Raw genomic sequence first — 14,666 nt, 5'->3', positions numbered from 1 at the left:
GTTGAAATGAACCTTTATTTCATGATCCGGTCGCCGATGGCGGAGATCAGTTTGTCGCGCACGGTGTCGGGATTGTTTTCAATGAGTCCGCCGCTGGCATTCTTGTGGCCTCCGCCTCCGAAGAGGGCTGCCACGGCCTGAACATTGTCACGTGACTGTGAGCGCAGGCTGAATTTGTAGCGCATGGGGCTGTCTTCGCGGATAAGTACAGCAACACGCACCCCCTGAATGCGCAGGATGAAGCTTACCAGTCCTTCGCAGTCAGGTCCGGAGGCACCGGCATCGTCGAGCATCTCCTGCGGGATGAAAATCATGGCGGTCTGTCCATCATGGTGGAGCTCAATCCTGCTGAGCGCAACGGTCCAGAGGTTGATACGCTTCATGGTCCACCGGTTTCTGATTTTGGGAACATACTCTCCGAGGTCGAGACCGTAGCGCAGGATATCCGCGATTATTTCGAGGGTTTCCGGTTTGGTGTTATTGTAGGTGAAGAAACCGGTGTCGGTTGCAATGGACAGGTAGATGGCCTCGCCCAGCCTGCCGGAAAGGGAAATTTTGAGTTCACGGGCGATCAGGGTGATCATTTCCCCCACTGCCGGGCGGTTGGTGTCCACCCAGTTGACGGCAGCGAAACCGGAGTTGCCCATGTGATGGTCAATGTTGATGGATTTCTCCGGGTCCATTGCGTTCATGAGCGTTTCGCCCATGCGCGGAGCGTCCCCGCAGTCAAGGATGATGTACCAGCCGTCGAATCCCTTGGGAATTTCGGTCAGCACCGGTGCAGGCATTTCAAACCACTGCATGGCTTCCGGCATACCGCTCTGATTGTAGAGGCGGTAACGCTTGCCAAGCTTTTCGAGGATATATCCCATGGCTGCAGTTGAGCCGAGGGCATCTCCGTCCGGGTTGAAGTGTGCTGCTACGAGAAAGTCGTTTTCTTCCTTAAGAATCCGACAGATCTCTTTCAACCTTGCTTCCATAAACCATCTCCTCGAGAAAATTGTCGTGGGTGAACCTGAGTTCGGGAATCTGGCGAACACGGATTCTCTGGCTCAGTTTGCTGCGGATGAAGCCTTTTGCTTTTTCAAGACCCTTGATTGCGGCCTCTATTTTTTCCTTGTCGCCGGACATGGTGAACATGACTTCGGCGATTTTGTTGTCCTTGTTCATCCTTACGCCGCTGATGGTTACCAGCTCAAGGCGCGGATCTGCAATTTCCTCTACCAGCATGGTTGCTATTTCACGCATGATCTGGTCGCCCATTTTTACGGAGCGGCGGGAAGTTGATGTCTTCATTCTAGTATCCTCTAAAAAAAATTTTCCTGACCGGCAGGGTCAGGAACTGAAAATTTCCGTTTCACAGTGGATCAGCTCTGCCGGGCTCATGGCTTCAATCATGGCCAGAGCCTTGGAAAGCCTGCTTTCCACCTTGCGGGTATCGTTGGCGACGGTCACAACGGCGAGTACGAGCCTTTCGTGTGAGTCCATGGCTTCAACTTCTGATGCTGAGACGTTGAATTTGTTTCGAAGCTTCTGCTTCAGGCTCAGTGATATCTTGCGTTTATCCTTGAGTGATCTGTTGCCGTGCAGCCTGAATTCCAGTGACAGTACGCCGATAATCATATCATGAAATTTATAAACAGGGGCGGAATTGAGTTTCCGCCCCTGTATTGTTTCGTTTTTATTCGAGTGTTCTGGCTACTTCGACTACTTCGAAGGCTTCGATTACATCGCCCTCTTTGATGTCGTTGTACTTTTCAAGTCCCACACCGCACTCGTAGCCCTTGGCAACTTCCTTGGCGTCGTCCTTGAAGCGCTTCAGGGAGGTCAGGGTTCCGGTGTAGATAACCACACCACCGCGCAGCAGGCGAACCTGTGCGTGTCTGGTCAGCTTACCATCAACAATCATGCTGCCCGCGATGACTCCGACCTTGGGTACGGAGAAGGTCTGGCGAACTTCTGCCTGGCCGAGGTATACTTCCTTGATGTCAGGGGAGAGCATACCGCCCATGGCATCCTTGATTTCACCGACGAGCTTGTAGATGATGTCGTAGAAGCGGATTTCGACTTCTTCTTTCTCCGCAATTTCCTTGATTTTCACTGTCGGTCTTACGTTGAAGCCGATAATGATGGCCTGGGATGCGGAAGCCAGCAGGATGTCGGATTCAGTGATTGCACCGGCACCGCCGTGGATGACTTCAACCTTGATTTCATCGGTGGCAAGCTTGGCAAGTGCTTCGTTGATAGCTTCCAGGGAGCCCTGTACGTCAGCCTTGAGGACAACGTTAAGGGTCTGTACTTCCTGGTTCGGCTTGGAAGCGAGGAAGGACTCAAGGGTAACCTTGGACTTTCCTGCCAGCTCGCGTTCGCGATGCTTGAGTTTACGCTCCTGAGCGATGCGGCGGGCAACCTTGTCGTCGGCAACGCAGATGAACTCGTCACCGGCTTCGGGGATGCCGTCAAAACCCTGGATCTCGACAGGGAAGGCCGGACCGGCAGTTTCGATCTTGTTGCCGCGGTCATCGAACATAGCGCGTACACGACCATGATAGAGGCCGCAGACAAAGGGATCGCCCTGATTGATGGTACCTTCCTGAATGAGGACAGTACCGACGGGGCCGCGTCCCTTGTCGAGTTTTGCTTCAACGATGTTACCGCGTGCAGGCTTGTTGGGGTTGGCCTTGAGTTCAAGAACTTCGGCCTGCAGCTGCACCATTTCAAGCAGGTCGTCGAGACCTGTTTTCTGTTTTGCGGAAACAGGAACGAACATGGTGTCGCCGCCCCAGTCTTCGGGAACGAGGCCGTAGTCGGCCAGTTCGCGTTGTACACGTTCGGGGTTCGCGCCTTCCTTATCCATCTTGTTGACTGCAACAACGATGGGGACACCGGCAGCCTTGGAGTGGCTGATCGCTTCACGGGTCTGGTCCATAACGCCGTCATCCGCCGCAACAACGAGGATAACGATGTCGGTTACCTGAGCACCGCGCATACGCATAGTGGTGAACGCTTCGTGACCGGGAGTATCGAGGAATACGATTTCTCCGCGATCGGTGGTTACGTGGTACGCACCGATGTGCTGGGTGATGCCGCCTGCTTCGCCGTCGGTAACCGCACTGTGACGGATGGCGTCGAGCAGAGATGTCTTACCGTGGTCAACGTGGCCCATAATGGTAACGATGGGCGGACGGTGCATCATATCCTTCTCGTCATCCACTTCGGTAGCGGGGACGAGGAGATCTGCTTCGGAGTAGGATACGTTTTCGATTTCGTATTCGAATTCAGCGGCAAGCAGAGTGGCGGTATCAAGGTCCAGCGACTGGTTGATGGTGGCCATTACACCCATTCCGAACAGGGTCTTGATCAGCTCCTGGGCTTTAACGCCCATCTGGTGAGCCATATCGGAAAGGCGGATAGCCTCGTTGAACTTGATTTTGCGCTTGGCAGCCTTGAGCGGCTTCTGCTGCTGGGGAGCCAGCTCTACGCGTTTGCCGCCTTTTTTACCGCGTTTCTTGCCGCGGAATTTGCTTTCGAGATCTCTTTCGTTATCGTCTGCACGAAATTCTTTGCCGAATTCGACTACGCGTCTGTCCTTCTTGAATTTCTTCTTTTTGCTCTGGTCTGAGCCTGGCTGCGGAGTTCCGGGTACCGGTCTTCCGCTGTCAGCTGACCTGGGGCTGTCCATGCCGCGACCGCCTTCTGCCGGTCTTGGACCGCTGGGACGTCCTGCGGGACGTCCTTCCGGACGACCTCCGGGACGGGCACCGGGGCGAGCTCCGGGACGTTCTTCATCTTTGTCGAATTCAACGCGTCTTCTTCCCGGACCTTCCGCTGCACGGCGTGCTGCCTCAAGGTTGGGATCAGGACGTGAAATAATTTTGACTTTAGGCGCTTCCACTTCTTTCTTTTTCTTGCGCTTTTTCTTTTTAGGCTCGGAATCGCCGGATTTGTCATCCTTGTCGTCGGATTTGTCATCCGCAGGGGACTCGGCTTTCGCTTTCGCCTTGGGTTCTTCGGCCGGTTTTTCTGCCGGGGTAGCAGCAGAAGTTTCTTTGGCCGGAATAATTTTCTCAGCGGGCTCAGCAGAAGGGGGTGTTTCCGCTTTGGGCTCAGCTGCGGGTTCTTCTTTTGCGGGGGCTGCTTCTTCTTTCTGTTTTTCAATATCCTCGGGCCGGATGATTTTCACCATAGGCTTCTCGGATTTTACAGGAGCTTTGGGACGGGGTTTTCTTTCCTGGTCCGCTTCCTTGACCTCTTCTTTCTTCTCACCGGCAGGAACAGACTCCGCAGGTGCTTCCACCCGTACAGCTTTTCTGCTTTCTTTTTTCTCGGAAGAAGCGCTTTCTTCCTGATCGTCGGACGCACCTTTACCGCGACCGCTTTTGCGGCGGCGGACGATTACGCCGGGCTGAACTTCCCTTCTTTCTACTTTGCCGGACTTTCCGGCGAGTTCCGCGCGGATAGATTCAGCCTGCTCGGAGTCGATATCGGCAACAGTGCTTTTAGCCTGCACGCCTGCTTCGCGGAGCTTTTGAAGGATGTCTTTAGGATTGACCCCGAGTTCGGCGGCCAATTCCTTTACTTTAATTTTTGATGCCATATGTTACTACCCCCTGAATTTCTTCTTCCGTGGCCGAAAAAATTTAAATCTTTCAAGGCATTTTGCATCGCCGCAGACATAGTATCCGCGGCCCTGCATCACCTTTTTGTCGTCCGGAATAAGTTCGTCATCGGAAGCCCCCTTGCCGATAACGAACCTTAACAGTTCTTCTTTGGCAAATCGCTGCCTGCAGATCACGCACGAGCGGGTTGGAACGTGCTTATGGCTGCTGTTCATTCCGGTCAAACACAACTACCTTTATTGTTCATCTTCCGGAGTTTCCTCCCCGGATTCAGTTGCTTCTTCGATAACAGCCTCTTCGGAGGTATCTTCGATCTCTTCGGCAACAGTTTCCACCGGTTCCTGCTCCTCTGCGGGAGCGGATTCATCGTCGCTCATGCCGAGCAGCATGATGGCAGACTTGATATCGGAAACCTTGGAAGGGGTCATGCCGGAAATGGACATGAGAATTTCCTCGGAAGCGTTGGCGATCTGGCTGATTGTCTCAAATCCTGCGGAGATGAAATTCTCAACCGGGATTTCTGCTACGCTGGCAAGCTGGTCCATGCCCTTGCTTGCTGCGTTCATCTCTCCGTAGCGGGATTCGGTGAAGACATCAATCTTCCAGCCCAGCAGCCTTGAGGCGAGCTTTACGTTCTGGCCCTTGCGGCCGATGGCAACGGTAAGCTGGTCGTCGGGAACAACGACTTCAAGGATTTTTTCCTCTTCATCCACGGTGATTCTGGTGATTACCGCAGGAGAGAGGGCGTTCTGGGCGTATTTTGCAATGTCCGGGCTCCAGACCACGATGTCTATTCTTTCGCCGCGCAGCTCCTGAACAATGTTCTGGATGCGGGAACCGCGAATACCGACACATGCTCCTACCGGATCAACGTCACGGTCAGTGGAGTTGACGGCAACCTTGGCGCGCAGGCCCGGATCACGGGCAACCCCCATGATTTTGACGGTTGCATCATCAACTTCGGGAACTTCCCGTTTGAAAAGTGCGGTCATATAATCGGGATGTGAGCGGGAAACAGTGACCTGAGGACCTCTGGATTCCTTCTGTACATCAATGATGAAGGCCTGAACCCTGTCGCCGCGTTTGTATCTTTCGCGGGGAATCTGTTCATTCTTGGGAAGAACAGCTTCGGTACGGCCGAGGTTGATGATCCATCCGCTGCGGTCGCGGCGCTGGATTATGCCGCTGACGATTTCGTGCAGACGGTTTTTGAATTCATCAAAGATGATTTCCTGCTCGGCATCACGCATGCGCTGAATAATGACCTGCTTGGCGGACTGGGCTGCGATCCGGCCAAGATCCTCGACTTTGAGCTTGAAGCCCATTTCGTCGTCGATCTGGACGTTGGGGTCGTGTGCCTGTGCTTCTTCAAGGGTGATTTCGCTGATCTCGTCTTCCACTTCGGCAGCTACAACCTTGAACTGGTAAACTTCGATTTCACCGGCTTCCTCGTTGTAGTTGACCTCAATGTCCATGGCGTCGCCGTACTTGCGGGCCACTGAAGAACGTACCGCTTCTTCAAGGGTATCAATGAGAAGATCTCTGTCTATCCCACGGTCTTTGCTGATCTGGTCAATCGCTTTTTTGAGTTCAGAACCCATATCGCTCCTCCGCTTCGGCACAAATTCGCGGCAGCAGTGCCGGCAAGCCGAATGACTGCCTTATTGATTTTTTATTTAAACTCATGGATGAGTTTTGCTTTTTTAATCCTGTCCCATTCGATGCTGACGGGCTCTTCCTGATCGTCAAGTTTCAAAGTCAGTCCTTCATCATCTGTCTGTTCAAGGATTCCTTTGAAGTTCTTGCGCCCGTCTATGGGGAACACAAGGGAAATATCTACTTTTCTCCCCATATAGCCGCGCATCTGTTCCGGCTTGAAAAATTTACGTTCCAGTCCCGGGGAGGAGACTTCAAGTATGTAGGCGCTGTCGATGATTTCCTCGACTTCAAGCATGAGGCCCACATCCCTGCTTACATCGGCACACTGGTCGATGGTTACGCCGTCTTCACTGTCAATATAGATGATGACGGCCGGGCGGTTGGCGGAAGTGACTTCCACACCCCAGAGGGAGAGTCCCATGGATTCGATTGAAGGTTCCACGAACTCGCTTATTTTTTTGGCAAGAGAGCCTTGTTCCACTTTTAAACTCCGTTTTTAAACCTTCTGCACCCGATACAATAAAAAAAAGTGGACCTGAAAAAGGCCCACCTCAGCATCTTACAACCCAACAAAAGGTTACAAATTGAGGCCTGATGCGGATGAGAGAGGTCTGCCTGAAAGGAAAATCATCAGGAAAGAAAACCACTTGGATGTGTTAACAGTTCGTTCAGGAACGCTGAGGTACACCCGCACCGAGGACCGAAACTTAGGCGTATCACGGCCTAATGTCAAGTGTTGCGGTGATTTTTGTCAAAAATGACATTCAGAAGGAGAGTCTGAGCGGTGAGCTTCTACATCAATTCAGCTGGAATTTAACACACACCCAAAACAACCGCAAACCCATCTTTGACTTCATTCATAATAGGGGGTAGATTTGACATCTCAGCGAGACACATTATTTTTATAGTAGTGGACAAAGCTTTTTTACAGGGGATTTTTCAATGCCAGTTCTTACCGATAACATAGTGGCCGGACCTGCCGGTCATGTTCAGGCGGCTCCGGCAGCAACCTTTTCAGCCGGACCTGCTGGGAGTACTGTTCCCGGTCCTGCCGGGCATGTTGAAATCTCCCCTGCGACTCAGGGAACGCGCAGCGTGGATGCAACCACAAATTTCCCGGTGGAAGATGCAACCATGGGGTATATCCCCGTGAACGCGACTCAGGGAATTGTTCCCGAGATCCGTGTCGGAGGAATCATTTTCCACACGGTCTGATTCGAAAGTAACGCATTCGACTCTGTAGATTAGATCCCGGTTCGGCTTCGGTCGGACCGGGATTTTTATTTATGGACCATAAAAATGCCTCCGCCGGTTACCGACGGAGGCATTTTCCTTATTTGCATGCTGATAAGGCTTTTTACTCTTCAAAAAGCTTTTTGATGGCTTCGGAGTAAGGGGGCCTGAGCACCCCTTTTTCTGTGATGATCCCGGCTATGAGCTCGTTAGGAGTGGGATCGAATGCGAAGTTGAATACCTCCACTCCTTCAGGTGTGATGCGGTGACCGGCCACGTGGGTGACTTCGGTGGGAGTGCGGTCTTCGATGGGTACGTCGTCACCGGTGGGAGTTTCGGGGTCTATGGTGTAGACCGGCGCGGCAACGTAGAACGGGATGCCGAACTCGCGGGCCAGCAGGGCCACACCGAAGGTACCGATCTTGTTGACAGCGTCACCGTTGGCGGCGATGCGGTCTGCGCCGACGACCACTTTCTGGACCAGTCCCTTTTTCATCAGCAGCGCGCAGGCGTTGTCGCAGGCAACCTTTACCGGAATGCCATCGCGATGAAGTTCATAGGCAGTGAGGCGTGCACCCTGCAGGAACGGGCGTGTTTCATTGGCAATTACGGAAACCTTCTTGCCCTGGTCCACGGCCCCGCGGATAACACCGAGGGCGGTCCCGTAGCCTGCAGTAGCCAGAGCCCCGGCATTGCAGTGGGTCATGATGGTGTCGCCGTCATCCATGAGTTCGCCGCCGAATCTGCCGATATCTTCGCACATGCGGATGTCGTCGACATGGATTTCCTTGGCGCGTTCGAGCCAGATGGAGCACAGTTCATCAAGGGAAACATCCCCGGATTCCGCCCATACGCGTCTCATCTCACGCACGGCCCAGCGCAGGTTTACTGCAGTGGGACGGGCATTTTCGATTTTGTCGAGATTCTTTCCGAGTTCCGCTTTCCAGTCTGAGCTGCCGGAAACTTCGCGTCCGGCAAGGTAGCAGCCGTAGGCAGCAGTTACGCCGATGGCCGGAGCCCCGCGAACGACCATGACTACGAGTGCTTCGACTATATCGTCGGTGGTCTTGCAGTCGAACCAGTCCTCACGGGTGGGCAGGTAGCGCTGGTCAAGCAGTACAAGTGCATCCTTTTCCGGGGAATACTGAATATGCTCGGTCATTTGAATCTCGCTTGGGTTATGAAAGTTTTTCGGTAATCATTTTGCTGACCATGCCGGGATTGGCTTTGCCTTTGGTCTCGCGCATGATCTGGCCCATGAAGAAGCTCATCAGCTTTTGCTTGCCGCCTTTGAATGCTTCCACTTCGGCAGGGTTCTCTGCCAGAACCTTGTCCACCACGGCTTCAAGGGAGGAAGAGTCGGAAATCTGTACCAGACCCTTGTCCTTTACGTATTTCTCGGGATCAAGTCCGTTGGTGAAAACATCGTTGAAGATGTCCTTGCCAATCTTGATGCTGATTACGTCTTTTTCCACCAGCTGGATCAGCTTGGCCATCATTTCAGGCCTGAATTTGCAGTCAGCCACACTCATGCCGGACTGGTTGAGTTCGCGCAGGAAGTCGCCTTTGATCCAGTTGACCACCTTTTTCGGGTCGTTGTGGATTTCAAGTACTGCCTCAAAGTAGTCGGCAACTTCTTTTTCCGAGCTGATGAGTTCGGCATCGTCGTCGCTGAGTTCCATGTCGTCGATGAAGCGGGCCTTGCGTTCGGCAGGAAGTTCGGGCAGGGATGACTGCCATTCGGCCAGCCATTCGTCGGCGATAACCAGCGGAACGAGGTCCGGGTCCGGGAAATAACGGTAATCGTGAGCTTCTTCCTTGCCGCGCATGGAGTGGGTTGTTCCCTTGTCCGCATCGTAGAGGCGGGTTTCCTGTATAACCTTCTCGCCGTCCTCAATGAGGTCGATCTGGCGGGCAACTTCGTAGCGGATGGCCTTGTGGATGTTGCGGAAGGAGTTGATGTTCTTCAGTTCCGCACGTGTACCGAATTCTTCCTGTCCGAAGGGGCGTACGGAAATGTTGGCGTCGCAGCGGAAGGAGCCTTCTTCAAGGTTACCGTCGCAAATGCCGAGGTAGAGCAGGATGGAGCGCAACCCCTTGAGATAGGCCACGGCTTCATCCGCATTGCGCATGTCCGGCTCACTTACGATCTCGATAAGAGGTACCCCGGTACGGTTAAGGTCGACAAAACTGGCGTTCTCTGCTGCGGAGTGGATGTTCTTGCCTGCATCCTCTTCCATGTGGATACGGGTGATCCCGATGCGTTTTTTCTGGGTTTTACCATCGGCATCCTCATAGGATATATCAAGATGTCCGTGTTCGCAGATGGGCAGGTCGAACTGGGAAATCTGGTAGCCTTTGGGAAGGTCCGGATAAAAGTAGTTCTTGCGGGCGAAAATGGATTTCTGGTTCACTGTGCAGTTGGTGGCAAGTCCCATCTTGGCGGCATATTCCATTACTTTTTCATTGAGAACCGGGAGAACGCCGGGCATGCCTGAGCAGACTTCGCATACGTTCTCGTTGGGGTCCTTGCCGAATTCGGTGGAGCATCCGCAGAAAATCTTTGTTTTGGTCTTGAGCTGGGCATGAACTTCAAGCCCGATAACAGTCTCAAACTGAGTCATAGTTTATACCATCCTTATATATATGCCCACAGCGGGCCGTGGGGAGACGGAGATGCATGCTACTCCGTACTCGTTAAAAAAACTTCAATTGATAACCTGAAACTGACAGGGATTCCAAAGGCCCATTAGCCGTTAGGCGAGAAGCTTCGCTTCGAGTCTTACGGATATGGAGAGCAGAGATGGCTCAGCTCTTTACCTGCGCAGAGCCGAGCGGCTGATGAGCAGATATACGGGCACGTGATTTTTCAGGTGGTGCGCTCCGTACTTGTACTCGTTCCCGGTACCGATATAATAATCAAGCCGCGCTCCGCGAATGGCCTTACCCGTATCCTGAGCCAGTCCGATCCCGTTCACCCTCCGGGCAGGGCGTCCTTCTGTAGGATAAATATCAGTACGGAAGGATACTATGGAACCCAGCGGCAGCAGTTGCGGGTCGGTAGCGAGGGTTACCTTGCCCTGCAGTGCCTTGCCCATGGCTCCCAGAGGCTGGCCGCGGGTGATCTTGAAAAATATGTAACTTTCGTTTTCAGCCATCAGCTCCCACATGTGTCCGGGATTGCGGAGCAGGTAGTCCTTGATGTTCTCACGGGAGAGCTGGTTTTTTTTCAGGATGCCCTTCTGGTGCAGGATGCTGCCCAGTCCCTTGAAATCAAGTCCGTTGCTGCCGCTGAAAACTGCAGTACGAAGTCTGCCGTCCGGCAGCTGCAATACGCCTCCGCCCTGAACGTGCATGTAGAACAGGTCCACCGGGTCCTTGAGCCATGCTATTTCCAGTCCCTGACCGGCCAGAACCTTGTCTATGTCAATGGCTCGGCGGGAATGATACGGCAGAATCCTGCCTTGTTCAACCCGGTATGCCTTGCGCAGTTTTTCGGACCATGGGTGGGTCTGACCGGGCTGGGCCTTGCGCAGGTCCGGAGGCAATCTGTAAATGGGGTACTTGTAGGGCCCTGTTCTGGTCAGGCTGGCTTCTATCACCGGGGTGTAATACCCGGTCATTTCCGCCCCTGATTGGAGTTCATACCAGACGAAGTTCTTTCCAAGCAACTCCGGGTTGCGGTCAAGCAGCGGCAGCAGTCTTTCCAGATCTTCAAGTGATTTGCGCAACTGGCCCCAGGTAAGCCTCAATTCCTTGCGTTGCAGGGCAAGACCTCCGGAGGGATTACGGCGCACATATTCGATTGATTTCCGTATCTCCGGTCCGAGATCGCGCCATGCACCCATGTCCTGCGACCCGGCGGAAAGACGGCGGGCAGCAAGTTCCGCAGCCTGTGAAGTCATCTTTTCGAACCGCACGGGGCCTGTCGTGATTTTCTGGCCCGGACGTTTGCTAACCCATACCTTTGTGCTGGTCCCTGATTTGATGACCTGTTTCTGCGGGGTAGTGTATACTTTGGCCGCGCATCCGCAAAAAAGAAAGGCGAGCATACTGATGGTGAGCACGGCTCTGAAAACGGGGAAATTTTTATTCATTACAACTTCTATATAAAATGTCAGGGCGGACTGCCCTGCAAAATTAATTCAAATTTCAGCCGCCGGAATTTCCTCAGGTATGGGCATTATCCGTTGTATCCGTAGGATACGGCTGTATCTTCCGGCTCTGCCAGTACAATTCAGGAATAAATGTATACTTGTCTTTGCCCGGATGTTTCAACTGGATTTATGCAGGTAACTCGGTGTTTTTCTTGTCTGGATTATGTGCTGCCGACACGAAAGATAGAGAATCGGCAATTCATCCAATGCAATTGAAAACGCCCTTAAGCCTCTATGACCACGTCGCTGAATCTTCCAACCCCGTACTCGCGCCGGCGCAGGAATTTTTCCGGATTGGGGCCGATTATCTGTAATTCGCGGTGCCGCAGCTGAACGTCCTGGGCTATGTGCATTTCCTTGGTGCAGCCGGTGGAGTAGGTGGCGTCCTTACCTGCCCAGACAGGCGGAACCTTCTCTCCCATGAGTTCGAAGCTTTTTTCGATGTCGGCATAGGTCTGGAAACGCCATACGGTTATGAATCCGCTGCGCTGAACTTTTTCCCACATGAACATGAGGTCGTCGGCGTCCATGCCTTCTTCGAAATGTTCCGCCGGGTTTATTATGTAGGTGTCGGCCAGACGGTCCCGCAGATGGCCGACAAAGGTATTGAGTACCTTGATGGCTGTATCCACCTGTCCGGGAATGCTGCCCACGACGGCGCTGTAGAACATAACAGCCTTGCGCTGGGCACGGGCCTGCTGCATTTCGGAAATGATCTCGTCCGCTTTAGCTGAAATATCGGCTTCGGTGAATTTCCGGGTATGGGGTGACTTTGCTTTGAACTCAAGCCGGAATTCACCTTCAAGTGTGCGGTAGAAACAGATCACATCTCGGGTGAACTGATGCGAGTTGCCGATAAGCCTGCGCCGGTTGCCCCAGCCCTTGGCAAGAATCAGGTCGGATTCCTTCCAGGCCCGGGCAAAGGTAACACTGCAGCGGATCAGGTTCAGGCGTTCTCTGGTTCCATCGGAAATGACTACAAAAGGATTCTGCCGCAGGCTTGCCAGCAGGTCGTTTTTGGAAATGCGGTTTTCCGATATGAACAGGGCGCTCTTGAGAGCTTCTGCTAGAACCGGGTCGTTGTCGCGATCCCAGAATGTGGGATCATCAAAACAGAATCCTTCACGCAAGGAAAGGATTACGCTGTGTCCCTGACGCAGCAGAGACTTGATGGTCAGCAGGTCGGTCATCAGTCCGCCGGTCTCGTCAGGCAGGTAGAGTATTTTCAGGCCTGCGCCATTGGCGTGGAAAATATTGCGAACCGGTGAGAAATCCACATCGTCGCGGGAGTACATCTTGGAAAATCTGCTGAAATCACCGCTGAATAGCTCCTGACTCCATTGGTCGGGCAGGGTTGCCAGCCTTAAAAAACGTTCCAGCTCCACCATGTCCAGTTCAAAGCGCATATCTCCGAGGCATTCGCAGTCAGGAACAGGGTAGGGGCAGGATTCAATGGCCCTGCGGAAGAAATCGCTTTCAACAAATGCTTTGCCGCGGCTGAAGAGCACACTCTTGCGGTTGCGGTAGGGGTCGTCCAGCCCGGAGCGGTTCAGGAAAATTGTAACCATCCCCTTGAGCAGCCGCCATGGGATCATGATGGAAGAATCAAGCGCCTGCTTGAACTTGTGGCGGCAAAGGTTCAGGATCAGTCGACGCTGGTAGCGGTCGGTGACGTGGTTTTTCACCAGCTTGACCAGCACATGCCATGCAAAGGCGTATACCTTGAGCAGGTCGGATTCCAGTCCGGGAGTTACCAGCCTGCGGAACTGCCAGTCCGAGCAGGGGGCAAATACCTGATTGTCCTCAAGGGCGACCATGAAGCGCAACTGTTCCGGAGAAGCATTCTTCACCGGATCGATGAAGCTCTCAAGGTTGTTGGCGGTCATGAAGTGCAGAAGCCAGGCATCATAAATCGGGTTTTCCCCGTACCTGATGTCCTCGATAGATGTAAAATCCGGCAGTATGCTCACAGGTTGATTACTCCGAAAGGAAGCCCTTGCTCCTGAGTTTCTGGAAAAATGTATTGCTGTTGATTCTGGCCAGCAGCAGTTCCGTCTTGTGTTTCTTGATGATTATCCGGTATCCGCGGTTCAGCGGATAGGGAACCCTGCCGTCTTCAGTCAGGTAGACATCTCCCGATGCCTCGGCAATATCAATGGTCAGCGGATTTTTAGCAGGCAGAACCATGGGCCTTATTCCGTTCAGGAAAGGACAGACCGGAGTCACGCACATGACGGAAAGTTCCGGGTGCACAAGCGGGCCTCCGGCGGAAACATTATATGCGGTGGACCCGGTTGAGGTGGAGATAATCAGTCCGTCCGCGCGCAGGTTTTTTATCCACTGGCCCTTCTGGCCTATATCCAGGGATATTATTCTTGCCACCATACCCCTTGAGATAACCAGATCGTTTACGGCAACTCCGCGGGCTACAATTCCGTTGCCGCGCTGTACTTCGTAATCAAAGGCAGTACGACGGGAAATATCCAGCTCATTGCTGAAAAATCTTTCAAGGGCTGTTTCCCAGTCCTCAGGCAGGACCTCTGCCAGGAAACCCACACGACCGTGATTTATGCCCAGCACTGGAACTTCCCAGTCGATGACGTCTCCGGCGACACTGATGAATGTGCCGTCTCCTCCAAGAACCAGCACAAGCATGCAGTTCTCACGGTATCTGGAAACATCAATTTTAGCAGGCGGATACGGGTGTTCGACAACAAAGGAGTCAACACCCCGGCGGCTAAGCCACAGGGCGATGTCGTTCCCCAGTATCGAGGCAGGGCCGCCACCGATCTTTGTTACTATAAGTACAGAACCTTGACTCTCAGACATAGAGTTCTCTCCTATTAGAAAGGGGCTCAAGATTCAACCATTTGCTTGAGTAAAAAAAATTAAAAATTTCATCACCCCTACTATACATTTTTTGACGATAAATTTACCAGTTTTCAGCCTGGTTGCATTTAACATTTTGAAAAGAATGCTGAACTTTTTTTTGCTTTTT

Annotated in this window: 13 protein-coding genes; 1 reads left to right on the top strand and 12 read right to left on the bottom strand. The window is 53.0% G+C overall.

The annotated features are described in order from the left end of the window. Positions 1-14 precede the first annotated feature (14 nt). The 7 genes from N7E73_RS04095 to rimP form a co-directional block, all read right to left on the bottom strand. Positions 15-980, bottom strand: coding sequence for a DHH family phosphoesterase (locus tag N7E73_RS04095; protein ID WP_432737754.1), 966 nt, complete (start codon positions 978-980; stop codon positions 15-17). Next, positions 943-1,296 carry a 30S ribosome-binding factor RbfA gene (rbfA, locus tag N7E73_RS04090; protein WP_432737753.1) on the bottom strand — a complete coding sequence of 118 codons (354 nt, stop codon included), beginning with the start codon at positions 1,294-1,296 and terminating at the stop codon, positions 943-945. The genes N7E73_RS04095 and rbfA overlap by 38 nt, the downstream gene beginning before the upstream one ends. A 39-nt stretch (positions 1,297-1,335) precedes the next feature. Next, positions 1,336-1,623, bottom strand: a complete 288-nt coding sequence (locus tag N7E73_RS04085) for a DUF503 domain-containing protein (protein WP_432737752.1) — start codon at positions 1,621-1,623, stop codon at positions 1,336-1,338. A 58-nt stretch (positions 1,624-1,681) separates the two neighbouring features. After that, positions 1,682-4,597: a translation initiation factor IF-2 gene (gene infB / locus N7E73_RS04080; RefSeq protein ID WP_432737751.1), complete on the bottom strand. Its 2,916-nt coding sequence runs from the start codon at positions 4,595-4,597 to the stop codon at positions 1,682-1,684. A 6-nt stretch (positions 4,598-4,603) separates the two neighbouring features. Then, on the bottom strand, positions 4,604-4,834 hold the full coding sequence (locus N7E73_RS04075) for a YlxR family protein (RefSeq protein ID WP_432738832.1): 231 nt from the start codon (positions 4,832-4,834) through the stop codon (positions 4,604-4,606). 21 nt (positions 4,835-4,855) lie between these two features. Then, complete coding sequence (nusA, locus tag N7E73_RS04070; protein ID WP_432737750.1) at positions 4,856-6,220, bottom strand: transcription termination factor NusA; 1,365 nt, start codon at positions 6,218-6,220, stop codon at positions 4,856-4,858. A gap of 71 nt (positions 6,221-6,291) precedes the next feature. Continuing rightward, the gene (rimP, locus tag N7E73_RS04065) at positions 6,292-6,759 is read right to left on the bottom strand and encodes a ribosome maturation factor RimP (RefSeq protein ID WP_432737749.1); all 468 of its coding nucleotides are present in this window, start codon (positions 6,757-6,759) and stop codon (positions 6,292-6,294) included. A 461-nt stretch (positions 6,760-7,220) separates the two neighbouring features. Here rimP and N7E73_RS04060 point away from each other — a divergent pair, with 461 nt between their 5' ends. Continuing rightward, positions 7,221-7,493, top strand: a complete 273-nt coding sequence (locus tag N7E73_RS04060) for a hypothetical protein (protein ID WP_432737748.1) — start codon at positions 7,221-7,223, stop codon at positions 7,491-7,493. Positions 7,494-7,635: 142 nt separating this feature from the next. Here N7E73_RS04060 and mtnA read toward each other — a convergent pair whose 3' ends face one another. The 5 genes from mtnA to N7E73_RS04035 form a co-directional block, all read right to left on the bottom strand. After that, complete coding sequence (gene mtnA / locus N7E73_RS04055) at positions 7,636-8,673, bottom strand: S-methyl-5-thioribose-1-phosphate isomerase (protein WP_432737747.1); 1,038 nt, start codon at positions 8,671-8,673, stop codon at positions 7,636-7,638. Positions 8,674-8,689: 16 nt separating this feature from the next. Next, entirely contained in the window at positions 8,690-10,135 is a 1,446-nt protein-coding gene (gene gatB, locus N7E73_RS04050) for an Asp-tRNA(Asn)/Glu-tRNA(Gln) amidotransferase subunit GatB (protein ID WP_432737746.1), read from the bottom strand. Between the two features lie 192 nt (positions 10,136-10,327). Beyond that, the gene (locus N7E73_RS04045) at positions 10,328-11,608 is read right to left on the bottom strand and encodes an MltA domain-containing protein (RefSeq protein WP_432737745.1); all 1,281 of its coding nucleotides are present in this window, start codon (positions 11,606-11,608) and stop codon (positions 10,328-10,330) included. A gap of 284 nt (positions 11,609-11,892) precedes the next feature. Next, positions 11,893-13,638 (bottom strand): ARMT1-like domain-containing protein, encoded by a 1,746-nt coding sequence (locus N7E73_RS04040; protein WP_432737744.1) that lies wholly within the window; start codon positions 13,636-13,638, stop codon positions 11,893-11,895. A 7-nt stretch (positions 13,639-13,645) separates the two neighbouring features. Beyond that, on the bottom strand, positions 13,646-14,497 hold the full coding sequence (locus N7E73_RS04035) for an NAD(+)/NADH kinase (protein WP_432737743.1): 852 nt from the start codon (positions 14,495-14,497) through the stop codon (positions 13,646-13,648). Positions 14,498-14,666 lie beyond the last annotated feature (169 nt).

This window comes from Maridesulfovibrio sp. FT414 (assembly GCF_050916235.1).
Classification (GTDB): domain Bacteria; phylum Desulfobacterota; class Desulfovibrionia; order Desulfovibrionales; family Desulfovibrionaceae; genus Maridesulfovibrio.
This window is presented reverse-complemented; position numbering and strand designations above follow the sequence as displayed.

What these genes read in the sequence shown, in the direction of transcription:
- gatB (WP_432737746.1), bottom strand. Translation starts at nt 10,135, where the DNA reads ATGACTCAGTTTGAGACTGTTATCGGGCTTGAAGTTCATGCCCAGCTC.
- rbfA (WP_432737753.1), bottom strand. Translation starts at nt 1,296, where the DNA reads ATGAAGACATCAACTTCCCGCCGCTCCGTAAAAATGGGCGACCAGATC.
- N7E73_RS04045 (WP_432737745.1), bottom strand. Translation starts at nt 11,608, where the DNA reads ATGAATAAAAATTTCCCCGTTTTCAGAGCCGTGCTCACCATCAGTATG.
- nusA (WP_432737750.1), bottom strand. Translation starts at nt 6,220, where the DNA reads ATGGGTTCTGAACTCAAAAAAGCGATTGACCAGATCAGCAAAGACCGT.
- mtnA (WP_432737747.1), bottom strand. Translation starts at nt 8,673, where the DNA reads ATGACCGAGCATATTCAGTATTCCCCGGAAAAGGATGCACTTGTACTG.
- N7E73_RS04095 (WP_432737754.1), bottom strand. Translation starts at nt 980, where the DNA reads ATGGAAGCAAGGTTGAAAGAGATCTGTCGGATTCTTAAGGAAGAAAAC.
- N7E73_RS04085 (WP_432737752.1), bottom strand. Translation starts at nt 1,623, where the DNA reads ATGATTATCGGCGTACTGTCACTGGAATTCAGGCTGCACGGCAACAGA.
- infB (WP_432737751.1), bottom strand. Translation starts at nt 4,597, where the DNA reads ATGGCATCAAAAATTAAAGTAAAGGAATTGGCCGCCGAACTCGGGGTC.
- N7E73_RS04060 (WP_432737748.1), top strand. Translation starts at nt 7,221, where the DNA reads ATGCCAGTTCTTACCGATAACATAGTGGCCGGACCTGCCGGTCATGTT.
- N7E73_RS04075 (WP_432738832.1), bottom strand. Translation starts at nt 4,834, where the DNA reads ATGAACAGCAGCCATAAGCACGTTCCAACCCGCTCGTGCGTGATCTGC.
- N7E73_RS04035 (WP_432737743.1), bottom strand. Translation starts at nt 14,497, where the DNA reads ATGTCTGAGAGTCAAGGTTCTGTACTTATAGTAACAAAGATCGGTGGC.